The sequence below is a fragment of the Methylotenera versatilis 7 genome (assembly GCF_000799165.1).
GTDB lineage: Bacteria > Pseudomonadota > Gammaproteobacteria > Burkholderiales > Methylophilaceae > Methylotenera_A > Methylotenera_A versatilis_A.
The window spans coordinates 401,885-426,176 of the sequence record NZ_JUGF01000001.1 but is presented as its reverse complement, the minus strand read 5'-3'; the positions used below and the strand labels follow the sequence as shown (position 1 = coordinate 426,176).

General features: G+C 43.8%; 21 protein-coding genes and 1 tRNA gene. 14 read left to right on the top strand and 8 right to left on the bottom strand.

What is annotated here, in order from left to right:
* Window positions 1–11: 11 nt before the first annotated feature.
* The 10 genes from K370_RS01825 to fabG all read left to right on the top strand — a co-directional run bounded on the left by K370_RS01825 (window position 12) and on the right by fabG (window position 9,888).
* On the top strand, window positions 12–1,343 hold the full coding sequence (locus K370_RS01825) for an AMP-binding protein (RefSeq protein ID WP_047537510.1): 1,332 nt from the start codon (window positions 12–14) through the stop codon (window positions 1,341–1,343).
* 33 nt (window positions 1,344–1,376) lie between these two features.
* Window positions 1,377–1,691: a hypothetical protein gene (locus K370_RS01820; RefSeq protein ID WP_047537507.1), complete on the top strand. Its 315-nt coding sequence runs from the start codon at window positions 1,377–1,379 to the stop codon at window positions 1,689–1,691.
* A 2-nt stretch (window positions 1,692–1,693) separates the two neighbouring features.
* Complete coding sequence (locus K370_RS01815) at window positions 1,694–2,659, top strand: acyl-CoA synthetase (RefSeq protein ID WP_047537504.1); 966 nt, start codon at window positions 1,694–1,696, stop codon at window positions 2,657–2,659.
* 6 nt (window positions 2,660–2,665) lie between these two features.
* Window positions 2,666–3,283: a LolA-related protein gene (locus K370_RS01810; RefSeq protein ID WP_052185133.1), complete on the top strand. Its 618-nt coding sequence runs from the start codon at window positions 2,666–2,668 to the stop codon at window positions 3,281–3,283.
* A 35-nt stretch (window positions 3,284–3,318) separates the two neighbouring features.
* Entirely contained in the window at window positions 3,319–5,730 is a 2,412-nt protein-coding gene (locus tag K370_RS01805) for an MMPL family transporter (protein ID WP_047537501.1), read from the top strand.
* Window positions 5,730–6,542, top strand: a complete 813-nt coding sequence (locus tag K370_RS01800) for a polysaccharide deacetylase family protein (RefSeq protein ID WP_047537499.1) — start codon at window positions 5,730–5,732, stop codon at window positions 6,540–6,542. The genes K370_RS01805 and K370_RS01800 overlap by 1 nt, the downstream gene beginning before the upstream one ends.
* A 104-nt stretch (window positions 6,543–6,646) precedes the next feature.
* The gene (locus K370_RS01795; RefSeq protein ID WP_047537496.1) at window positions 6,647–7,885 is read left to right on the top strand and encodes a beta-ketoacyl-[acyl-carrier-protein] synthase family protein; all 1,239 of its coding nucleotides are present in this window, start codon (window positions 6,647–6,649) and stop codon (window positions 7,883–7,885) included.
* On the top strand, window positions 7,870–8,670 hold the full coding sequence (locus K370_RS01790; RefSeq protein ID WP_047537494.1) for a beta-ketoacyl synthase chain length factor: 801 nt from the start codon (window positions 7,870–7,872) through the stop codon (window positions 8,668–8,670). The genes K370_RS01795 and K370_RS01790 overlap by 16 nt, the downstream gene beginning before the upstream one ends.
* Complete coding sequence (locus K370_RS01785; RefSeq protein WP_047537491.1) at window positions 8,664–9,143, top strand: 3-hydroxylacyl-ACP dehydratase; 480 nt, start codon at window positions 8,664–8,666, stop codon at window positions 9,141–9,143. The genes K370_RS01790 and K370_RS01785 overlap by 7 nt, the downstream gene beginning before the upstream one ends.
* A 25-nt stretch (window positions 9,144–9,168) precedes the next feature.
* Window positions 9,169–9,888 carry a 3-oxoacyl-ACP reductase FabG gene (gene fabG / locus K370_RS01780; protein ID WP_047537488.1) on the top strand — a complete coding sequence of 240 codons (720 nt, stop codon included), beginning with the start codon at window positions 9,169–9,171 and terminating at the stop codon, window positions 9,886–9,888.
* A 6-nt stretch (window positions 9,889–9,894) separates the two neighbouring features.
* On the opposite strand, the gene K370_RS01775 is transcribed toward fabG, so the two are convergent.
* The 4 genes from K370_RS01775 to K370_RS01760 all read right to left on the bottom strand — a co-directional run bounded on the left by K370_RS01775 (window position 9,895) and on the right by K370_RS01760 (window position 13,475).
* Complete coding sequence (locus K370_RS01775; protein ID WP_047537485.1) at window positions 9,895–10,653, bottom strand: glycosyltransferase family 2 protein; 759 nt, start codon at window positions 10,651–10,653, stop codon at window positions 9,895–9,897.
* Complete coding sequence (locus K370_RS01770) at window positions 10,650–11,429, bottom strand: lysophospholipid acyltransferase family protein (RefSeq protein ID WP_052185132.1); 780 nt, start codon at window positions 11,427–11,429, stop codon at window positions 10,650–10,652. Before K370_RS01770 ends, K370_RS01775 begins: the two co-directional genes overlap by 4 nt.
* Window positions 11,426–12,475 carry a hypothetical protein gene (locus K370_RS01765; RefSeq protein WP_235272656.1) on the bottom strand — a complete coding sequence of 350 codons (1,050 nt, stop codon included), beginning with the start codon at window positions 12,473–12,475 and terminating at the stop codon, window positions 11,426–11,428. The genes K370_RS01770 and K370_RS01765 overlap by 4 nt, the downstream gene beginning before the upstream one ends.
* 139 nt (window positions 12,476–12,614) lie before the next feature.
* Window positions 12,615–13,475: a pirin family protein gene (locus K370_RS01760; protein ID WP_047537482.1), complete on the bottom strand. Its 861-nt coding sequence runs from the start codon at window positions 13,473–13,475 to the stop codon at window positions 12,615–12,617.
* 153 nt (window positions 13,476–13,628) lie between these two features.
* Between K370_RS01760 and K370_RS01755 the strand changes: the two genes are divergently transcribed.
* On the top strand, window positions 13,629–15,413 hold the full coding sequence (locus K370_RS01755; RefSeq protein WP_047537479.1) for a monovalent cation:proton antiporter-2 (CPA2) family protein: 1,785 nt from the start codon (window positions 13,629–13,631) through the stop codon (window positions 15,411–15,413).
* A 173-nt stretch (window positions 15,414–15,586) separates the two neighbouring features.
* On the opposite strand, the gene K370_RS01750 is transcribed toward K370_RS01755, so the two are convergent.
* On the bottom strand, window positions 15,587–15,790 hold the full coding sequence (locus K370_RS01750; protein WP_020168481.1) for a cold-shock protein: 204 nt from the start codon (window positions 15,788–15,790) through the stop codon (window positions 15,587–15,589).
* A gap of 392 nt (window positions 15,791–16,182) precedes the next feature.
* Between K370_RS01750 and infA the strand changes: the two genes are divergently transcribed.
* Both infA and mqo read left to right on the top strand, forming a co-directional pair.
* Window positions 16,183–16,443, top strand: a complete 261-nt coding sequence (gene infA, locus K370_RS01745; protein ID WP_020168482.1) for a translation initiation factor IF-1 — start codon at window positions 16,183–16,185, stop codon at window positions 16,441–16,443.
* Window positions 16,444–16,552: 109 nt separating this feature from the next.
* Entirely contained in the window at window positions 16,553–18,031 is a 1,479-nt protein-coding gene (gene mqo / locus K370_RS01740; protein ID WP_047537476.1) for a malate dehydrogenase (quinone), read from the top strand.
* Window positions 18,032–18,056: 25 nt separating this feature from the next.
* Here the strand turns inward: mqo and rlmB are convergent, their stop codons facing one another.
* Both rlmB and rnr read right to left on the bottom strand, forming a co-directional pair.
* The gene (gene rlmB, locus K370_RS01735) at window positions 18,057–18,824 is read right to left on the bottom strand and encodes a 23S rRNA (guanosine(2251)-2'-O)-methyltransferase RlmB (RefSeq protein WP_047537473.1); all 768 of its coding nucleotides are present in this window, start codon (window positions 18,822–18,824) and stop codon (window positions 18,057–18,059) included.
* Between the two features lie 2 nt (window positions 18,825–18,826).
* Entirely contained in the window at window positions 18,827–21,343 is a 2,517-nt protein-coding gene (gene rnr / locus K370_RS01730; protein ID WP_081977136.1) for a ribonuclease R, read from the bottom strand.
* A 51-nt stretch (window positions 21,344–21,394) separates the two neighbouring features.
* Here rnr and K370_RS01725 point away from each other — a divergent pair.
* Window positions 21,395–21,479: transfer RNA gene (locus tag K370_RS01725), tRNA-Leu, on the top strand.
* Between the two features lie 530 nt (window positions 21,480–22,009).
* Here K370_RS01725 and K370_RS01720 read toward each other — a convergent pair.
* The gene (locus K370_RS01720) at window positions 22,010–24,193 is read right to left on the bottom strand and encodes a TonB-dependent receptor (protein ID WP_047537470.1); all 2,184 of its coding nucleotides are present in this window, start codon (window positions 24,191–24,193) and stop codon (window positions 22,010–22,012) included.
* Between the last annotated feature and the right edge of the window lie 99 nt (window positions 24,194–24,292).

Sequence of the window (24,292 nt, the reverse complement as noted above, 5' to 3'; positions counted from 1 at the left end):
CTCTATTTTTCATGCAAACCCTATCATTAATCACCCATAATTCTTTATATAAAACCATCGCTTGGCGCAAAGGCACGGCCATTTCTGTTGCAAAATTTCTGGCAGATGTTGATTATCTAGCGGCTTTACTACCTGCTGGTAAGCACATATTGAATATATGCCGTGATCGCTACCATTTCACAGTTGGCTTGGCGGCGGCCATTGTCTCCAACAAAGTAAGCGTGTTGCCACCTACGCATACGCCAGAAATGTTGCAGCAACTGCAAACATTTGCGCCCGATGTATTTTGCCTGCATGACAATGGAAATTGCGATATTGCCTTGCCACGACTCAGTTACCCGACGATGCCTGAGTATCGTGCTGAAAAAGTATCGATACCGCAAATTGATGTTCAGCAGCTAATAGCGATTGTTTTTACCTCTGGTTCTACTGGTGCCCCAATCCCGCATGCAAAAAACTGGGGTTCTTTGGTGCACAATGTTCAGGCGCAGGCAAAACGACTTGGATTATTAAAGAATGCTGATTATTGCATTGTCGGTACAATACCACCACAACATATGTACGGCCTTGAATCTACAGTATTACTGCCTTTGCAAAGTAGCAATGCCTTCAGTAGCGCACAGCCATTTTACCCGGCAGACATTAGTGGCACTTTGGAAACAATACCCGCCCCGCGCATATTGGCTTCTACTCCTTTACACTTACGATTGTTATTGGAGGCTGATCTCAAACTGCCAGAACTGGCATTAACATTATCAGCAACCGCGCCTTTATCGCTGACATTGGCGCATAAAATTGAAAAAACCTTAAAAACTCCATTAATTGAAATATATGGCAGTACCGAAACTGGGCAGATAGCGACACGACACACTACGGATACAGCGACATGGCAATTATTACCAAAGGTGCAACTCACGCAGAGCGGGGAGCAAGTTTGGGCAAGTGGCGGGCACGTGGATATCGCAGTGCCGCTTAACGACATCATAGAACTCACTGATATTAGCCATTTCTTACTGCATGGACGCACGCAGGATTTGATTAATATCGCTGGTAAACGCAGCTCGCTGGCTAACCTTAATCATCATTTGAATGCAATTGATGGCGTAATTGACGGCGCTTTTTTCATGCCAGATGAGCTTTCGCATGACCACGTCACCCGCTTAAGCGCTTGTGTTGTCGCACCAAACTTAACTGCTGCTGCTTTGCTGGCAGCCTTGCGTTTAAAAATTGATCCGGTTTTTTTACCTAGACCTTTATTGTTTGTCGAATCTTTGCCACGCAACGCTACCGGTAAATTATCGCGACAGGCATTGAAAAACCTTTTCTCCGTTTCAGTAGATTAGGGTTTAAGCTGTTCGCATGGTTAGAAAATTAGCATGAAAAAACAAACCCCATTAAAAATACCTGCAAGTCACCCAGTCTTTGTGGGGCATTTCCCAGGCACTCCCATTGTGCCTGGCGTAGTGCTATTGGATGAAGTTATGCATGCAATTGTCGCCGATACTGGCTTGGCGGAAACGTCCTGGCAGATCAGTTCTGTCAAATTTTTGAGCCCATTAAAGCCTGATGAAGCGGTGATTATTGAACTTGAGCAACTTGCAAATGGCACACTAAAATTTGAAGTACTGGAAGGAAACCGTCAAATTGTGATTGGTAATCTTGTTATTAAACAAGCAGCTACAGATACTTAAATATGGCAGTACCTATTAAAGAAAAATCTGCAATTTGGCTTAAACGGCAGGAACGCAGCAATATGCTGATGCTGCGTATCATGACTTGGATATCGCTGCGGTTAGGTCGCAGAATTGCGCGCTCTGTACTGCATCTGGTTGCTCTCTATTTTGTGCTGTTTTCTCCCGACAGTCGCAGCGCCTCTCTTAGTTACTTACCCCGCGCACTGGGGCGACCTGCTACCTGGCTAGATTTATATCGGCATTTCTTCTGTTTCGCTACCACTATTCACGACCGTATTTATTTAATTAACCGCAGCTATGATTTATTCGATATCGACATACAAGGCAAAGAAAATATCCGTCCGCTGATTGATGAAGGCAAAGGCGTATTTCTGATGGGTGCGCATCTGGGCAGTTTCGAGGTGATGAGAGCGATTGGGCGGCAGGTTCCAGGCTTGCGTGTTGCAATGGTGATGCATCAGGATAATGCACAAAAAATCAACGATATGCTCGCCGCAATCAACCCAGAATCTTCCATGGACGTTATTCCGCTGGGTCGCATCGACTCTATGCTACAAGTGCAGGAGCGACTGGATGATGGCATGCTGGTGGGAATGTTGTCAGACCGCACACTAGGCGATGAGCCGATGACCGAAATAAACTTGCTGGGGGCAAGTGCAGCGCTACCAACTGGACCATTTCGAATGGCCGCGCTATTGCGCCGCCCAGTGGTGTTCATGGTCGGGCTGTATATGGGCGGCAATCGTTATCAGGTGCATTTTGAAACATTGGCTGACTTTTCAAACATTCCCACAGGTCAACGCAGTCAAGTGGTGAATCAGGCTATTCAACGTTATGCTGATTTACTGAACCATTACACGCAGTTAGCGCCTTACAATTGGTTTAATTTTTTCGATTACTGGCAATCGGTTCCTGCCAGTCTGGATGAAAATCAGCATGAAAAATCAGATGAAGGAAGTAAGTAATATCCTATGAGCAACTTAAGATTCATCACTGGTCATTTTTTTCAACGGCTAATATTTAGCCTATTTTTAGTGTTAAGTATTTTACTGGCATCATCCATAAGCCGAGCAGAAAGTAATTTGGATATCGATCAGCTTATGCAAGCATTGGCCAGCGTACCTTCCGGGCATGCAAGCTTTGTTGAGAAAAAATCCATCGCCATACTTGAAAAACCTGTGGAATCCTCTGGTGAATTATTTTACAGCGCACCAGATCGTTTAGAAAAACGCACATTAAAGCCCAAAGCTGAAAATATGTTGCTGGATAAAGATAAATTAATCGTAGAGCAGCGTGGCAAAAAGCGTGTATTAGCCCTGCAAAACTATCCTGAAGTAGCCGCTTTTATTGATAGCATCCGCGGCACTTTGGCTGGCGACCGTAAGTCATTAGAGCGCACTTATCAATTAAGCTTAGAAGGCGATGCGCAAAACTGGAATCTTATTTTGCTGCCGATAGAAGATAAAATGAAAAAAATAGTCGCAAAAATAAGTATTGCAGGTTCTGGTAATGCATTGCAAACCATAGACATTCTACAAGCCGATGGCGACAGTTCACGCATGACCATCACCCCATTGCCAGCGCTTTAGCTTGGGTTTTCTTTTGTTATTTTTAAACTAAATCGATGAATTTATCCGCAGTAAAACATGCATTAAAACGGTGTAATGGTGCAACCGCAATCTGGTTGTTAATGCTGGTTGTTAGCTTGCTTATCATAAGCCGCAGTCACTTTACTGCCGATCTATCCGCTTTCTTGCCCAGCAGTCCTACTGCTGAACAGCAACTATTGATGGACCAACTCAAAGATGGTGTAGCGTCCAGACTGATATTAGTCGGCATAGAAGGCGCTGATGCAAGCACCCGCGCAAAACTGTCCAAAGAAGTTGCACAAAATCTACGTAACAATGCTGCATTTGTCACTGTCAATAACGGTGAGCCCATTAATACCGAGCGCGACCGTCAATACCTGTTCAACAATCGCTACTTATTAAGTCCCGCCGTCACGCCAGCACATTTTAGTGTAGATGGATTGCATATGGCCATAAGCGACAGTATTGATCAAATCGCTTCACCCGCTGGCTTACTTTTCAAGTCTTTATTAGCGCACGACCCTACGGGCGAAATGCTGCAATTATTGGATCAGATGAATGCAGCCAGCCGCCCGCAACTCATAGAAGGTGCTTGGTCGTCACGCGACGGGAACACCGCTTTATTGCTGTTACAGACCCGCGCTTTGGGTTCTGATACCGATGCACAAAAGCTGGCTATGCAGACAATAGAAAGCGCATTTGCTAAGGCTTCAGCTAACACAAGATATGCTGAAGCAACCCAGGCAAAACTGTTAATGACTGGGCCAGGGGTATTTTCGGTCACATCACGCGACACGATTAAAAGCCAAGTGCGTTTGATCTTTATCGTGAGTACCTTGCTTATCGCTATTCTATTACTGGCAGTTTATCGCTCGCTATCCGCCCTGCTGTTAGGATTTCTGCCGGTAGCCACTGGTATATTGGCTGGCATTGCGTCCGTCAGTTTGGGTTTCGGTGTCGTACATGGCATTACGCTTGGCTTTGGTACAGCTTTAATCGGCGAGGCGGTCGATTATTCCATCTATTTATTCATGCAGTCTGATTATGCATCTGACGGCAAAAATGAACAAAATCGGCAAAAATGGATAGTGCAAGTATGGCCAACCGTTAGACTAGGTGTTCTGACCTCAGTTTTTGGCTTTGCAGCACTGTTGTTATCAGGCTTTCCTGGATTAGCGCAGCTTGGTTTGTATTCGACTGCTGGATTGATTGCTGCTGCTGCCATGACACGCTATGTATTGCCCCATTTGTTGCCTGCAGGATTTAAAATCCAGAACTTAAGCAATGCTGGATTAACATTATCAGCTTATGCAAAGCTGGCAACGCGCTTACGCTGGCCTGCTATTGGTCTTATCGTTGCATGCACGGTCATTGTTTATCAACATCATGATCATTTATGGAACACAGAACTGACTGCTTTAAGCCCTGTATCGGCAGCTGATCAGGCACTGGATGCAAGGCTGCGCGCCGGAATGGGTGCGCCGGATGTACGTTACATGGTGGTTGTTTCTGGTAATAGTCAGGAAGCGGTATTAGTCGCTACAGAAAAAGTATCTACAGCATTGCAACCATTGGTAGAAACTGGCGCACTCTCGGCATTTGACAGCGCGAGCCACTACCTACCCAGCCAAACTACTCAGCAGGCGCGGTTAGCCAGCCTGCCTAGCTCTGCTGAATTAAAATCAACATTAGCGCATGCCATTAAAGACTTGCCTGTACGCGCACAAATACTTACGCCATTTCTGCAAGATGTAGAATCCGCTCGCAATAAACCTTTATTACAACGTAGCGATTTAGACGGCACTTCGATGGCAATGGCAGTGGATGCCATGTTGCTACAGCAAGAGCAACGCTGGAGTGCGTTGGTGCCGCTGACAGCGCCAGAAAGTGCTGATATTGATGCGGAGCAGGTGCGTGAAGCTTTAACTCAAGCCCAAATTTCAAATGCATTATTTATTGACATGAAAACTGAGTCCAACCACTTGTATTCGTCGTACATGCATGAAGCCATTATGTTGTCGCTGGCAGGTTTGTTAGCTATTGTTATATTGCTATTATTTACCCTGCGTTCATTTACACGCGTCATGGCGATTATCGCCCCGCTGGCGGCAGCGGTAGTGACCGTGACAGCAGGATTAGCTTTATTTGGACAGCAATTAATTATATTGCACTTGATTGGTTTATTGCTGATTGTAGCTATCGGTTCTAATTACGCCCTATTCTTCAATCCACCGCAGAATCAAGATACTCAGGCAATCCCGCCACGAACTTACTCGTCGCTACTGTTTGCAAATGTTGCGACAGTATTAGGTTTTGGTTTGTTAGCATTTTCCAGCGTACCCGTATTGCAAGCGATGGGCATGACCGTTGCGCCCGGCGTTATACTTGCACTTGTATTCTCAGCAATATTTGCACGTAGCGGATATCTGAACGAAGTCAAAAGCTGATGCGTTATCTCACCCATCCAGCGCAACCTACATTGCTAATTAAGATATCCATTGTTCTACATTTGCTATTGTTAATTAGTTTATTCATTACACCAGAATTATGGCAATGGATATTAACGATTTTTATCATGAATCATGTGGTGATTGCAGCCGTGGGTTTGTGGCCACGCAGCAACTGGCTTGGGCCAAACTGGACGAAATTACCGATTGCCGCAGTTAATCGTCATGAAATCGCCTTAACTATTGATGATGGGCCTGATCCGCTGGTAACACCGCAGGTGTTGGATATATTAGATAATTATCATATCAACGCTACCTTTTTCTGCATTGGTAACAAGGCGCTACAGCACCCAGAGCTCTGTCGTGAAATTGTGCGACGTGGACATTTGATAGAAAATCATAGTCAGCAGCATCGGCATTATTTCTCACTGCTGGGTCTTAACGGTTTTATCCGTGAAATTGAGACAGCGCAGGAAACACTATTTAACATTACCGGCAAGCGCCCACAGTTTTTTCGTGCACCGGCAGGTTTGCGCAACCCTTTTTTACAGCCTGCACTCAGCCGTTTAGGATTAAGATTGGTTAGTTGGTCAGTGCGCGGCTTTGATACCCAGGTAACAAATGTAGAAAAAGTCAGTAAGAAATTGCTGGCGGGATTACACCCAGGGGCGATTTTATTGCTACATGATGGCAATGCGGCACTATCCAAAACAAATATACCGATTATTCTGGCAGTGTTACCCACACTATTAGAGGCCGCCAAAAAGCAGAATTTGCACTTTGTGACGTTACAAGACGCCAACCGAGAATAAAACCATACGCACAGCAACTATCAATTTCAATTAACGATTTAAAATTAGTGACCTAAAACAATGCATCAATTAATCACCAGACATAAAGCGACTAGGAATTTTCATTGAAACCTACATTTAACCCTTTATTTATATCGCATTTCACAGCGACAAGTTGCATTGGGCAAGGCTTGCAACAAACGCTGGATGCATTACGCCAAGGGAAACAGGCACTAAAACCCTGTGATTTTGAAACGGTAGACTTAAACACACTTATTGGCGAAGTCGCAGGTGTAGATGCTGTGAAAATGCCGGCAGATATGGCCGATTACAACTGCCGTAATAACCGATTGGCAAAGCTAGGTTTGGAACAAGACGGCTTTAACGATGCGGTAAATATGGCAGCGGAAAAATATGGTCGTGACCGTGTCGGCGTATTCATCGGCACCAGTACTTCAGGTATTTTTGAAACAGAATTAGCATTTCGCCACCGCGAGCCTGTAACTGGTGCCCTGTCGGCTGATTTTATTTATAGTAAAACGCAAAACACTTACTCGGTAGCTGACTTCACACGCCAATACTTCAAACTGACAGGCCCTGCTGTTGTAGTTTCCTCCGCATGTTCATCCAGCGCTAAAGTATTTAGTGTGGCACGCCGCATGCTGGAAACCGGTTTAATTGATGCTGCTGTAGTTGGTGGTATCGATACACTGTGCCTGACGACTTTATACGGTTTCAATTCTCTGGATCTGCTCTCTACACAAGCTTGCCGTCCGTATGACACAGCACGTGACGGTATTTCAATTGGCGAAGCTGCTGCTTTCGCCTTATTGGAAAAAGTTCCTGCAAGCTTACCTGCAAATGGCGTGCTATTACTGGGTATAGGTGAATCCAGCGATGCTTATCACATGTCATCCCCTCATCCAGAAGGTTTAGGTGCACGCATCGCCATGCAGCAAGCGCTACAAAGCGCTGGCTTAACACCATCCGATATTGATTACATTAACCTGCATGGCACTGCTACACCAAGTAATGATGCAGCAGAAGCCAAGGCCGTCACCGCGGTGTTTGGTTCAAACACGCCGCCTTGCAGTTCCAGCAAAGGTGCTACAGGCCATACTTTGGGTGCTGCCGGGGCAGTAGAAGCCGTGATTTGCGCGCTTGCTTTACAGCATGGATTTATCCCGGCGGGATTGAATACCAGTGAAATTGACCCGCTTTTAAATTTGAATTACCAACTGAAAAATAGTAATCAGTCTTTAAACCGCGTCATGAGCAACTCGTTTGGATTTGGCGGCACTAATTGCAGCCTCATCTTTGGGCTTGCTCAAAATGAAAGGCATGGCTCATGGCAATCGAACTGAATGCTTATATTGAAGGTATCGGCCTATTAGGTCCAGGTTTCACTGATTGGCCTAGCAGTCGCGCCATCCTGTGTGGGTTACAACCGTACCAACCATCTAAAACAGTCATTCCAGCGCCTGAACTATTACCAGCTGCAGAGCGCAGGCGTGCCAGTGATATCGTCAAACTGACTTTGGCAACATCATTAGAAGCTATCGCTGCCGCCGGTTTACAACAAGAAAACTTACCTAGCGTTTTTTCGTTTTCAAACGGCGATGGTATTAACTGCCACTCTATCTGCGAAATGCTGGCATCGGATGACAGACAAATCTCGCCCACGCGCTTTCATAACTCCGTCCATAATGCTGCAGCGGGTTACTGGAGTATCGCCACCAAAAATATGGCAACCTCATCGGTACTCTGTGCATTTGATGCAAGTTTTGGCGCTGGATTATTAGACGCATTGACACAAGTAGTCGTTGATAAAACGCGGTGTATCTTAATGGCAAGTGATACACCCTACCCTGAGCCGATTTTTAGCAAGCGTCCGATATCAGATAATTGCGGTATCGCCTTGATGTTTACGCCACAAGCTGACTCAAAAGCGATCGCACGGATAAAAGTAAGCATCACGAATGACGAAGCTGATCAATTTGACGATACGGGATTAGAAGCACTACGCATAGCGTTTCCCGCAGCGCGTGGCTTGCCATTATTGCAGGCAATCGCCCAACAGAACAATCGCCGCGTCGTGCTGGATTATCTAGATAATACGCGTTTAGCTATAGAAGTTAGTCCATGTTAGATCAGGCTTTAAGTCAAAAACTGGATCATGCCTGGATTGCAAGTCATATCCCGCATCAGGGTAGCATGTGCTTGTTGGAAAGTGTATTAGCTTGGGATCAAGGGAAAATTGAATGTCGTGCCAACAGCCATCGCGCACTTGATAGTCCTTTGCGAGCTCATGGCCAGTTAGGTGTCGCTTGTGGCATTGAGTATGCAGCTCAAGCAATGGCAGTGCATGGTGCTTTATTAGCACCAAAAGACAGCACAAGGCCTAAAGTAGGCTATCTGGTCAGCGTGCGTGGCGTCAGCATGGCTGTGACTCGATTAGATGACATTCATGCAGATTTATTGATAGTAGCTACTTGTATCATGGCGAGTGAAAGTAATATGCTTTATCAATTTGCGGTGAGTGCCAACGACCAATTGTTAATAGAAGGACGTGCCGCAGTCGTATCAAATGCGGATATACTGATTATTAACGCTAACCATTAACTGATGAACTTGTCTGGAAAATAATATGAAAAGAGCTCTAGTCACAGGTGGTAGTGGCGGCATAGGCGCTGCCATCAGTCGCCGTCTTGCAGCCGATGGCTATCATGTCTATATCCACGCAAACCAAGGTATTGCTAGCGCGCAACAGCTAGCTACGGAAATCTGTGTCGCTGGTGGCAGTGCCGAGGCTTTACAGTTTGACGTGACTGACAGCGTTGCAGTAACTGCTGAACTCGCCCCATTAGTAGAGAACGAGCCTATCCAGATTCTGGTGAATAACGCTGGCATCCATGATGACGCAGTGTTTCCAGGCATGCGTCCAGATCAATGGCATCGGGTAATTGACGTATCAGTGCATGGTTTTTTTAATGTCACGCAACCGTTAATGATGCCGATGATACGCAGTCGCTGGGGACGCATTGTTAACGTATCGTCAATAGCAGCAATCACTGGCAACCGTGGGCAAACCAATTACTCGGCTGCTAAAGGTGCGCTTAATGCGGCAACTAAATCCTTATCGCTGGAAATTGCCAGCAGAGGCATTACTGTGAATGCCGTAGCGCCGGGAATTATTGACACGGCAATGAGTGAAAGCGCATTTGATGCCAAAGCGATTGCAAATATTGTGCCAATGAAACGCGCCGGCACTCCAACGGAAGTGGCTGATTTGGTCAGTTTTCTTGTTTCAGATCAAGCGACTTATATTACCGGGCAGATTATCTCGATTAATGGCGGCATGATTTAAGCATTATTAACAGCCAAGCAAACGTCGCATCAATAACATCGGCAATCGCAGCACAAACCCAATAAACAGCCGCGTGTACATCCATGTCAGCAATATGTTATCGCGTAGATAACGGAAATGTGAAACACCGCCTTCATCCGTGCTGAAATAAAGCACAGGTGCAGGCAGATTGATCACTTTCACACCGCGCCAACTTAATCTTATCGCGGCTTCAGGATCAAAATCAAAATGACGCATCCAAGGCTGAAAACGCATTACCTTTATTAATGGCTCGATAGGATAAACACGAAAACCAAACAGCGAATCATCGATACCTGCCCATAAAGTCACCACATTAGCCCACCAGTTAGATACTTTTCGCCCCTGAACCCTTATGTTAGGCGCTTTAGCATCAAAGATTGGCTTGCCCAAAATCATCGCATCCGGGCGTTTGATCGATTCATTCATAAAGGCAGGAATCAAGTCTGGCGGATGCTGACCGTCAGAATCCATGGTTAGCACATATGTATAACCTTCCTTAGCGGCTAAATGCAACCCATGCAATACGGCCGCGCCTTTGCCTTTATTTTGCGGCAAATAAATTACACGTAAACTTGCATCTTCTGCTGCCATTTTCTGCAAGATAACTTCAGAACCGTCATTGCTACCATCAACCACCACCCATACGGGGTTCCAATATTGGCGGGCTGAACGCACAGTTCCATAGACTTTGTCGCCTGGATTGTAACTAGGAATTAGGACGATATGGCTGGAAGAAGCAATCATGACGAAGCGACTCCAGTCGATAGTGTCGAAGACTTTAATGCCTGCGAAAAATACGCTTCAAGCTCTGCAATAAAGTGATGCGTATCTTCTGGCGGATTAAAGCGCTTACCCAGCCTTATTTTGTAAATGACAGGCATGTCGGGCTTGCGAAATAAAGGCCAGCCTTTGCTTAGATATGGTGAGTTTGTTTCAATTAATACCGTTTGTACTGGCACTTTTGCTTGCATGGCAATGAGCGCAATACTGCCTTTCAGTGCGTTAATCGGCTGACTTACCGTCCGCGTACCCTCTGGAAACAATAGCAAATGACTCCCCGTGTTAAAATCTTCACTGGCTTGTATAACCATTTGGCGTATGGGTTCATTGCGAATATAACGCGCTAAGCGTGCTCCTGCCCCCAAAAAAACATTGTTCATCAGTTCCGCTTTCATCACGCAGGCCACATTAGGTAAACGCGAAATAATCATCACGGCATCGAGCAAGCTGGGGTGATTTGGCGCAATAATCAATGGTGATTCATTTTGCAGTACATCCAGCTCGGTTAAATCAAAATGACAGCGTTGCGAAAGGCTTAAACTAGCAAGATAGGCGCGGAATGAAAGCATGATAGCATAGCGGCCTGAATGGATTGCATTGCGCTCCGATAAAAATGGATACAGTACGGTTGCTACCAGCGTCCAGCACAGACTTAAAAAGCCTAGCCAAAGCAAACCAAGATACAACACCAGATAGTCATAAATGTTCAGCAATGTATCTTGTACGGATTTTATGTTCATGATGTGCTTGAAAGTGCCAGCGTATGCCCTGCAGTTGCTTCAATTTCCAACAATAAATCCTGGCGACATATATCTGCCTGTACAAAAACAGCCCTTATTGTGCCCCCAATGTAGCGTTGCATCTCATCTCGCACCAAAGATAAATCGGCCACGTGACGAATATATACCCTGAAATAAATATCGTGCAGATTAAACTTACTTTTCCCTATCATGCGATTAGCTTCGGCAATGACAGCCTCCAGATTCACAAGTGTTTCTCTCGTTTGAGCTAATACATCCAGCGGATGTTGCGTTACATGTCCAACGATACTAGCCGTACCTGATATGAATAATAAGGCGTCTTGGTCACTATGCAACAAAGTTGCACGCGAAAAACTCGGTGTGCGTGGGCCATACTCCTCCGGGTATTCATAAGCATTGATTTGCCGTGGGTTTTCTATGGCAACTGGCCTTTGACGTCCCAACAGAAAAGCAATGGTCAGCGGCCCATCAGCCAAACCTAAAGCACAAGCGGCTGGTAACTGATTGGCAATTTTAGCATCGCAGGCTGAAAATGCATCTTTGCGCCCCACATTAAATTGACGATAACGCTCTAAGCCATTGTCGACGCCATTAATATCTGCCATGTAATTCCAAAAGCGGTAAATATATGGATAATCCTGTTCCTCCATCAACGCGAATATCTGGTTATACGCAGACTCTGTGGCACTTTGCAAAGAATTCAGTTCTGGCACGCAAATGACGCCAAACAACAATTCGTCATTAAATCTATATTGAATTGCACTGTGCAAGCCACTTCTTAAGGATTTACACTGCGGCAAAACTGGCTTACTTAACCATATTTCGCTGGAAAAATCAGCGCCATCCAGAATAGGCGCATGTAACTGAATAGTTGGGAATTCCGCCACTTCCGCAATGTTATTGTCTGATAAAGGCTCGCAAAAACAGATAGCCCCCAACACATTATCTTTCCAAGATTGTGCTTGTTGCTCAATATGTGAAAAAGGCATGTGCGCAGTTTTTATGCCCATAATAGGTAAACTCATTGGTTAATGATCATTTTGAAAACGATAGCGGATAGTATGGAGTAACTATATTCATACATGAATGCTTTTCAGAAACATTACGCAAGAATACGTAACATATGGCTATTTTAGCCGAAAGTTAAAATTCGGCATGAAAATATTAACCAAATAAACCTTGCTGATAATCACTAACGGCCTGTTTTATTTCACCCTGCGTATTCATGACAAATGGCCCATAGGCCACTACAGGTTCGTTTAATGGTGCACCACCTAAAAATAAGATAATAGAATCTGCGTCTGCCGCCAATTTAATCGTGCCAGCCTCACGCTCAAAAATCACAAATTTATTTTCGCTGACACTATCCGTGTCATTTATCTTAACGGTCCCTTGTAAAACGACCAAAGCCGCAGTCTGCCCTTCGGGAAGCTCCAAATCTAATGTTTTCCCTGCATTTAATTGAATATCCCACACATTCATTGGCGTAAAGGTTTTTGATGGTCCTTTTTCACCCTGATATTCACCGGCAATGATACGCAAAGCTCCACTGTCATTGGCTAACTTAATACTAGGAATGGATGCATTTAAAACTGTTTGATATCTCGGTTCTGCTAATTTATCTTTAGCTGGCAAATTCACCCACAGTTGTGCCATATGCAAAATCCCACCCTCTTTCGCAAACCTTTGTGAGTGATATTCTTCATGCAGGATACCCGCCGCCGCCGTCATCCACTGTACATCACCAGCACCAATTTTGCCGCCATTACCAGCAGAGTCCTGATGTTCAAGCTCACCCTCATACACAATGGTCACCGTCTCAAAACCGCGATGCGGATGTTGTCCCACACCGCGCCTTTTTTCTGTTGGCGTAAAAGTTGCCGGGCCAGCATGATCAAGCAATAGAAATGGACTCAAATCTTGCATTAACGCCTGATTGCTATAAGAAAAAATATTCTTAACCGGAAAACCATCGCCAACCCAATGCTCACCATTATGAGTGTGAATACTTTTAATTTTTTTCATCATTTACCTCATTATTACCACAGAAAATAAAAACTTAACCCTCAAAATCATTTATTTCAACCCACTTACAATCAGGCTGCTACTATTTATAGCGTAGGCTATATCGATATAATCGCTCATTCATATTAAAACATTATTACTTTTTAGGCACACATGGATTCGTCAAATTTTCTGGTTCAAGCGGTCATATACCTTTCATCCGCTATTCTAATCGTACCTATATTCAAGCGTCTCGGCCTAGGCTCCGTTCTAGGATATTTACTAGCCGGCATATTAATCGGCCCTTACGCACTTAAGCTCATCTCTGATCCCGAACATGTGCTTCACTTTGCTGAGTTTGGTGTGGTGCTGATGTTATTTCTGATCGGTTTAGAATTAGAGTCCAAAAAGGTATGGGAGTTGCGCAAGATTTTATTCGGATTAGGTGGCTTGCAAGTTGTTAGCACAGTGGCGTTAGTGACCATTGTCACTCATATGATGAATTTAAGCTGGCCTGTTGCGATCGTGATTGGTATGGGTGTCGCGATGTCCTCAACCGCCATTGGTTTAACTTCGCTCACAGAAAAAAAGCAACTGGCTACTCCTGGCGGACAAGCATCATTCGCAACGCTTCTATTTCAAGATTTATCTGTCATTCCATTATTCATGATTCTGGCATTCATTGCGCCGAGTGCTGCGCAATCCGATTTCGATATATGGGCAATCGCAAAAGCCATTGCGATGATTGCAGCCATCATTTTTGCTAGCCAAACGCTATTAAGACCCATTATGCGCATCGTGGCTCAAACAGGCGTTCGTGAAATTTTTGTCGCATTCTCATTATTACTCGTTATTGGCGTTGCGCTTGCCATGCAATCCGTTGGACTTTCAATGGCGCTTGGCACGTTTCTCGCTGGCGTTTTGCTAGCAGATTCAGAATACCGCTATGAACTAAGATTGGATATTGAGCCCGTAAAAGGTCTATTGCTCGGTCTATTTTTTATTGCTGTCGGCATGTCCGTTGACATGTCATTACTCGCCAATTCTCCCCTAATTATTTTCGGATTTGCATTATTAATAGTAATAACTAAAATGGCTATTCTGATTGGGCTAGGTCGATTATTTAAGCTCAATTTTAAGGATTCGCTATTATTTGCCATCGCACTTTCTCAAATAGGTGAATTTGCCTTTGTGATTTTTGGTGTTGCACTGACGCAAAATACCATCCCGCGAGAAACCTACAACATTCTTAATGCGATCGTTGCGGTATCTATGTTGCTTACACCCCTGCTGCTATTGCTTTACGACCGTTTTCTAAGCTTGCAATGCAGCGAGAGGCCAAAAGACAGCATTGATGAAAATAATGGCGTCATCATTGCAGGGTTTGGCCGTTTCGGACAGATCGTTGGCCGAGTGCTACTTGCCAAAGGCGTTACCGCAACGATAATAGACAACGATCCCAATCAAATCGACTTAATGCGCGAGTTTGGCTGGCGTTGCTATTATGGTGACGCATCCAGATTAGACTTATTAGAAGAAGCCGGCATAGCCTCCGCAAAACTACTTGTGGTCTCTATTGATGACCCAATTGCAACGCTCGAAATTGCAAAATTGGTAAAAGAACGTTGGCCCAATGTAGCAGTGGTGATTAGAGCACGCAGTAGAACCGATGCATTTGATTTGCGTGATGTAGGATTTGATCCAATACGTGAAACTTTTTATTCTTCGCTAATCGCCGCCAAACAGGCGCTAATAGCCATAGGCGAGCCCGCAAGTGCTGCAACAAAAATTATCAACCACTTTGAAAAACATGACTTAGAACAACTTGAAGCCACTCGTAAAATCAGAAACGACATGAGCGCGATAGTGAGTTTAGCGGAAAAAGGACGGCAAGACCTGAAGGTGCTATTGGCGCTAGAACAAGTGGAAATCAATGAAAAAGTACAAAAAACCATTTAAAACTGATCATTTTAAAACTTAAGCTTCGTTAGCTTATTTTCAGGCATGATTAAATATCTTTAAATATTACATCAAATAACCTATCAATCATTTCCCAATGGCTGCTGCAATGATTGCCGATATAAAAAAAGACCCTTACGGGTCTTTTAAAGGCTATAAGTAAACTAGTTTACTTAAGCTTTTTGGATGTTTGAGGCTTGTTTGCCTTTTGGTCCATCAGTCACGTCAAAGCTAACGCGATCATTTTCTTTCAAGCTTTTGTAGCCACTATCTACGATTGCTGAGAAGTGAGCGAATAAATCATCACCGCCTGCATCTGGAGTAATAAAGCCGAAGCCTTTAGAGTCATTAAACCATTTTACAATACCTGTTGCCATAATCTTACTTTCATACTTTAAAAAGGGAGGCACCCTAAAAGTTTGGGTTTTTAAAATATTACTAGTTTCGAAAACTCAACAATTTAAAAATTCAAACGCCTAGAGTGCTTTTTACGTACATGTTGAGATTCTGTCAAGCATTATTTCAAACTATTTTTCGGTACGTATAAAAACATTACACTGATATTAATGTGCCATTTAGTTTATTTGGTTGATTATTTGGCCATTTTTATTGCTAATTTAGTCAGGCAAGACTATACTGCGCGTGCGTTACAGTGGTGATGGCGCATGTGTTTTGTTGTTATTTCACCACTATTCCCAAAATTTGCAAGTACATCTAATGCTTCATATGGGTCTTAAATGTTGATTGCAAATTGTATTGGAGCGTATATTTGGCTAAAGAAGAATTAATTGAAATGAACGGCGTGGTAGATGAAATTCTACCTGATTCGCGTTATCGCGTGACTTTGGAAAATGGTCACAAACTAATCGCTTACACGGGCGGTAAAATGCGTAAAAACCATATTCGCATTTTGGCTGGCGATAAAGTGGTGCTGGAACTGTCACCTTACGATATTAATAATGGTCGCATTACATTTAGGCATATTGAATCAAAACAGGCTTACAGCCCACCTAAAAGACGTACTTATTAGTTTAAACTATTTAATTCAAAAGCCAGTTTTTCTGGCTTTTTTGCCGTTAATAGCTGGTTTTAACCATATTTCTAACCGTAATTTTGCCTAAAACTATCAATAGTTATTTATGAAGTCAGTAGAAACAGATATTTTGCTAGTGGGTGGCGGCATTATGAGCGCGACCTTGGCTACTTTATTGCAACAACTTGATCCATCTCTCAGTATGACGATGGTAGAGCAGCTTGACGATGTAGCGCTGGAAAGCTCTGGCGCGCTCAATAACGCCGGAACGGGCCATGCTGGATATTGCGAGCTGAATTACACTCCTCAAGCTGCCGATAGATCCATTGCCATTAAACGCGCGCTGGAAATCAATGCAGCGTTTGAGATTTCGCTACAGTTTTGGTCATACTTAGTTGAGAATAACGCACTACCCTCGCCCACACAATTCATCAATAAAACACCACATTTGAGTTTTGTTGCAGGTGATGAAAACGTCAATTTTTTAAAAAATCGCTTTACCTTATTAAGTCAGCATCATTTATTTGCTGACATGCAATACAGCGAGGATAAACACCAATTAAATACCTGGATGCCACTGATGATGGCGAACCGAAAGACTAATGAGAAACTAGCTGCAACTTATGTTGCTCACGGTTCTGATGTGGATTTTGGTGCGCTGACGCGTCATATGGTCACAAAACTAAAGACTGCGACTAACTTTAATTTTCTGAATAATAGTCGCGTTAAAAAACTGAAAAAAATTAATAGTAATTGGCATGTAGCCATACAAAACAAATCGTCTAAACATTCGCAAACCATTCATGCAAAATTTGTATTTTTAGGCGCTGGCGGCGGCGCGTTACCTTTATTACAAAAAGCAAATATTCCTGAAAGCGCAGGCTATGGCGGATTCCCTGTTAGCGGGCAATGGCTGATATGTAATAACCCAGAAGTAATTAAGCAGCACCAAGTAAAAGTCTACGGCAAAGCGCCAGTAGGTGCACCGCCAATGTCTGTGCCACATTTAGATACACGCACGATTAACGGTAAATCAGCACTACTATTCGGCCCATTTGCGGGCTTTACCACCAAATTCCTCAAACAAGGTTCTGTACTGGATTTAGCTAAATCGGTTAAACCGAATAATCTAAAAGCCATGCTGGGTGCAGGCAAACACAATATTGACCTGACGAAATACTTGGTGGGCGAAGTGTTTCAAACGCACGCACAACGCATGCAGGCCTTACGTGAATTTCTGCCCCAAGCAAAATCAGAAGACTGGCAACTCGCCAATGCTGGTCAACGTGTGCAAATTATCAAAAAATGTAATGAAAAAATGGGTAAATTGGAGTTTGGCACTGAAATTGTTGCTACCCAAGATGGCTCGCTTGCGGCCTTATTAGGCGCATCACCTGGCGCCTCTATAAGCGTGCAAGCTATGATTGACATACTTGAGCGTTGTTTTTCTACTCAATTAAAAACGGCCAACTGGCAACAAAAGATAAAACAACTGGTGCCCAGTTATGGAGAGTCTTTAATTGAAAATGCAGACTTATTGAAAACAGTGCGCAAACGTACATTGAATACGCTTAAACTCAATTAAGCTTAAGCTGTATTCATGTGAATCGTTACTTCAGACTACGTTGACGCCGCACCTCATATAAACAGATTCCACTTGCCACACTGACATTAAGACTTTCCACGCTACCAAACATCGGAATAGTCACTAATGCATCACAAGTCTCAGCCGTCAAGCGGCGAATACCATCACCTTCTGCACCTAAAACCAAAGCAATTGGGCCATCTAATTTAACGTCAAGCAAACTACTTGGTGCGTCCATGCCCTTCGGTGCCTCCATTGCAGTACCTACGATAAACACCCCAGCATCTTTCAACTCTCGCAAAGTACGTGCAAGATTAGTCACAGCAATAAAAGGCACTGTTTCTGCCGCGCCACAGGCTACTTTACGCACTGTAGCATTTAAACCAACGGCACGGTCTTTAGGTGCGATAACGGCGTGTACGCCCATTGCGTCAGCCACGCGCAAACATGCACCCAAATTGTGCGGGTCTTCTACACCATCCAGCACCAGGAAAAATGGCGGCTCGGTTAAATCTGATTCTAAAATATCGTGAATATCCTTGTAAGGAATAGGCGTATCTACTACGCGTGCAATCACTCCTTGGTGACGACCATTCATACCAGCCAAGCCATCGAGGCGATTGCGATCAACCTGCATGGTGCGCACATTGGACGCTTCTGCCATTTTCAGCAGATCTTTCATGCGCGCATCGATACGGTCGCGATCAATTAAAATCTCTTCGATACTGGTCGCATGCTGGCGCATACGGCTTAAAACGGCGTGAAAGCCAAATAAAATACGTGAATCTGACATTACTATCTTTTACCTTTATTTTTTGTATTTCTATTCTTGGAAACTGTTTTTGAAGTTGATTTTGACGCTGACTTCGATGCAGACTTAGACCCAGACTTAACCGGTGCTTTAACTGATTTTTTCGCACCGGAACGGTCTTTTTTCGCTTTTTCAAGTGCGCGCGTGCTCATCGGTTTAAAATCGCTTTTAAAGTCATCTGCCGCTTTAGATTTTTTTACACTCAAAGGTTTGTTAACACCTGTGTTTTGATAACTTTTGTTATCCGTTGTTATTGGATTAGCGGTTTTACCCGCGCCACTGTTCCCATTACCTGTCACCAAGGTAAAATCAATTTTAGTGGTTTCTAAATCCACGCGCGCAACCTTCACAGTTAACCTGTCACCCAACCTGTATCGTGCACCCGTACGTTCACCTAGCATTTCATGGCGCGCTTTATCGTAATTAAAATAATCATTACCCAGTTCAGTCACATGCACTAAACCTTCTACATATACACCGTCCAACGCCACAAACAGGCCAAAACTGGTTACACCCGCCACAGTGCCTTCGTATATCTCACCGATCTTATCTTGCATGTAATAGCATTTTAGCCAGTTGGTCACGTCGCGCGTGGCATCATCTGCGCGGCGTTCAGTCATTGAGCAGTGAATACCCAGCTGACTCCAATCTTTCGCTTTGTATTTTTCACCTTTAACTACCGCTTTAATCGCACGATGAATCAGCAAGTCAGGATAACGGCGTATTGGTGAAGTGAAATGCGCATAAGCTTCATACGCCAGGCCAAAATGACCGACATTATCGGGGCTGTAAACCGCTTGCTGCATGGATCTTAACAATACCGTTTGCAGTAATTGTGCGTCAGGTCGCTCTTTAATCTGATTCATCAGCTTGCCATAATCTTTGGCATGCGGTTTATCACCGCCACCTACACCAAAACCCACTTCGCCCATAAATATGCGCAAGGCCTCTAATTTTTCTGGCGTTGGTCCTTCATGAATACGATAAAGTGCAGCCTGTTCATTTTTGTGTAAAAAATCAGCTGCACATACATTTGCGGCCAGCATACATTCTTCAATCAATTTATGCGCATCATTGCGGCCAGTAGGCACAATACGTTCAATTTTTCCATTGTCATCAAAAATCATCATGGTTTCAGTGGATTCAAACTCAATCGCACCGCGTTTCTCACGTTGATTCAGCATTAACTTAAATAAGCTATATAGATTCTGCACGTGCGGCATGATATGGCTGTATTCTTTAGCCGTATCTCCGTCTGGGTTTTGCAGCATGTCTGCGACTTTTGTGTAAGTCATACGCGCTTTTGAGCACATGACTGAAGGATAAAACTGATATTTCTGTACGATGCCATTCGCATCAACCTGCATGTCGCAAATCATGCATAATCGCTCAACGTCTGGGTTAAGCGAACATAATCCGTTTGACAGTGCTTCCGGCAACATGGGAATCACTCGACGCGGGAAATACACCGAATTGCCGCGCTCAAATGCATCTTTGTCCAGCGCGTCATCAGGCTTAACGTAAAAACTCACATCGGCAATTGCGACGACTAAACGCCAACCTAAGTTTGGTTTATCGGTATTCAATGGCTCAGCAAATACTGCATCATCAAAATCACGTGCCGTTTCGCCATCAATTGTGATTAAAGCTAACTCGCGTAAATCAATACGGTCTTTGTAATCAGCGGCTTGCACTACTTTAGGAATGCCTTCTGCTTGACTAAGTGCGGCCGGAGAAAACTCATGCGGAAGATTGTGTTTTCTTAACGCAATTTCGATTTCCATACCACTGTCTGCATAGTTACCCAAAATCTGCACTACTTTACCCATCGGATGCGCGTGTGAACTTGGCTGTTCCGTCAACTCTACCATCACCACCTGACCAGGTTTTGCGCCCATGTCTAAATGATAAGGAATCAGGATATCCTGATTAATGCGCTTATCTTCAGCTGCTACAATCGTCACGCCTGTGCCACGTACGATGCGGCCTACCAAGGTTTTAGTACTACGCTCCAGCACTTCAACAATCTTACCTTCTGGCCGACCTTTCCTATCTAAACCAGCCATGCGCACCATCGCGCGATCACCATGCATCACCTGCGCCATCTCACGCGGACCTAAAAACAGATCCTCCGGATGCTTGGCTTTATCATCTGGTACTAAGAACCCAAAGCCATCAGGATGTCCAAGTACAGTACCCGCAATCAGATGGATTTTTTCAGCTAAGCACAGCGTACCTTTGCGATTGCGCATAATTTGACCTTCACGCTCCATCGCATTCAAGCGCCTATTAAAATTATCACGCTCGCTATCATCAATATCCAGCAAGATATAAATTTGCTCATTGCTGAGTGGCACGCCTTGGTCGGATAATACTTGCAGTATTAATTCGCGGCTTGGTAATGGCGTTTCATACTGCGCTGCCTCACGGCTCGCATATGGGTCGTTACCACGATTGCTGGTCTTATTTTTGTTGGCAGTATCGTTTTTTTTAATTGACAAGTTAGTTGCTTCCTATAAAATTCGGCGCATTATTCATGATTAGTTGAATATGCCCAGATGGCGGAATTGGTAGACGCGCAGGTTTCAGATACCTGTATCGAAAGATGTGGAGGTTCGAGTCCTCTTCTGGGCACCAAAAATATAAAGTTATTTATATAGTTCAATCGGTTACACGCAATATAAATCTATTTTTTACTAGTGATCCATTTGGGTGATTCATTGTACATTGAAACTACCCTCGTATCTATGGAAAAGCCGTTACGGCATTTACTATTTTAGACTCAAAATAAAAGGCTGAGAAAAGAAAACTAGCCTATCTACACGATGTCCATTGATAGCAAAGAAATATGCCTATAAACTTTGCTTCCCGTATAGAGTGGACTCGCAAAGCAGTCCGCCGAATGATGTATCGCAATATGCGGCGGACCGTAAACGGGTACGCCCTACCGTGCTAGAAACTGATTTCTCAATTTCAAAGATAACTACTGGGATTAGTTGATTTACATTAATAGGGTTTAGCCAATTAATGAAGTTGGAATAAAGTACTAAAAAAACCTACAAACACTTTGTGCTTGTAGGTATATGGGTGGCCTGGCTTGCTATTACAGTATTGCTACTTTGCTGGCTTGACCATTGACTTTGAATATATAAGCAGTCGCTATTGGTTTAAAAGTCTGCAATCAAAGAAAGTCTACCGGCAACTGGAGATCCTGGAGTGATGTTGTTATTACTATTGGCATATAAGTAATAGTCTTTATCAAACAGATTTTCAATATTCAACTGAGCTCTTAAATTATTATTGATTTTTGCAAACACAGCAGCATCAATACGTGTGTAACCTGGTAGTTTTACACTGCTTGCTACAGTAGCACTACCAACAACTGGCGTTGCAGCATACATATCTGAACGTGTAATGACACCAATTGCAGCCCCCCAAGTTTCGTTAAAGTCATAGCGATTCCACAATGAGAAAGTATGTTTAGGCACTTGTGCTACATTCGTACCTTTTTCAATAACATTTGCTGGATTAGCATTACCCTGGCGTTTAGTAAATTCAGCATCTTGATATGCATAACCGCCCGCTACACTCCACTTTGAAGTTATTTTGCCGTTCACACCAAACTCAAATCCTTTAGACTCTTGACCATCAGTCAAAATTTGCGGACCTGCTGGATTGTTTGGGTCAGTAATCGCAAGGTTCTCACGCTCTAATTTATAGATAGCAGCCGTTAAAGCTAAATCCGGGCTGTAATCCCATTTCACACCTAGTTCCAGATTTTTGAATTTTTCTGGATCGAATGCTTTATTGGTAGGGGTTAAGCTGGCGAGTTGATCACCGGCACGCGGAACATAAGATACACTGTAACTTGTATAAACGGATACAGGTTCAATCGGCTTATAGATTAAGCCTGCGCGCGGTGAGAATAAATTATCCGTCACTTCAATATTACGACTCGCATTACCGATTGGTTGTCGATAATTCGTAAAATCTGTTTCGAAGCGGTCGTGACGCGCGCCAATTACAGCTTCCCACTGTGGCGTGAACTTAATTTGATCTTGCAAATAAAACGCTGTGATATCCGTTACAGTATGATTGTCTGCATCTGTACCACTTTGCCTAAATGAAAATGGAAAGTTTGTTGTAGGGTTACTTAACGGCACACTGATAGATGTAGTGGTTGTTGCACCAACAAAACCTGTGTTACGGAAATTATCCGTTTTTTGACGACCCAACTCCATCCCCGCCAACAGCTCATGTTTAATATTGCCTGTATCGACTTTAAAAATGGCATCCGTTTGATTGAATAAGTTAGTTCTTTCAGTGGCATTGTTGTAGGCAGAAATAGAAACGGTTGTACCAACCGCATTTACTGCGCCTGGAAATACGTTTTGATAGAACTTGTCGTAGTCAGCGTAGCGTGTTTTATTTCGAATGCTAATAGTGTCATTAAATGCATGCTCAATCGATGCATTAAATGCTTTTACTTCTGTATTGGTCGGGCTATTAGACGCGTCACCAAAGAATTGTGAACGTTTAGTATCGAGTGGGCGACCCTGAAACGAAGATACGCCGCGATCTGCAATCCGGTCATCTTTAAAATACTCTGCCCCTAACACTACCTTGGTATCTTCAGAAGGTTTGATTGTGATTGTTGGATTGATGCCTTTACGTTCCAGGCTAACACCGTCGCGATAACTGTTACCATCTTCATACATAGCATTAAGACGAATCGCTGCAACATCATTGATAGCAGTTCCTGCGTCTAAGGTTACACGCTTTTGATCGTATGAGCCGTATTGCAGACCAAGTTGGCGTACTGTATCCCAAGATGCTTCCTTACTTACTCGATTAATCACACCACCAGCGCCACCACGACCAAAAATCATGCCATTTGGGCCCTTAAGAATCTCTACACGCTCAGTATTATATAAATCGCGATAATACTGAGTGTCGTCACGCATCCCATCTACAAAGAAATCGCCAGTAGTACTATTGCCACGAAAAATAAATGTTTCACGGTTACCCTCTCCTTGAGCTGCGCCAACACCCGGGGTGTATCGTACAACATCACCCAGATTTTGCACTGCCTGATCTTGCATCAATTCTTTGGTTGTGACCGTAATCGATTGCGGCACATCTTTTAACAATGTGTCTGTACGTGTAGCAGTTGTGCTTTTGTTAGTTTTATAGCCTTCAGTTACTGGAGTGGCTTTACCTTTAGTCACAACTTCAGGCAATGTATCTGGACTTTCTACTGTTTCCGCAGTAGCAACACCAGCCCAACTAAGGGTGAGTGAAACCGCTAAAGCAAGCGGTTTAATTTTAAATAGATTTACAGCACTGGCCATTTCAAATCCTTAAATAAATTAACCTAAATCCAATAAAAGCTTCTAGTTTCAGGCGAATATTGGACTTTATATATGTCTGATAATAATTAGTAAATGAGA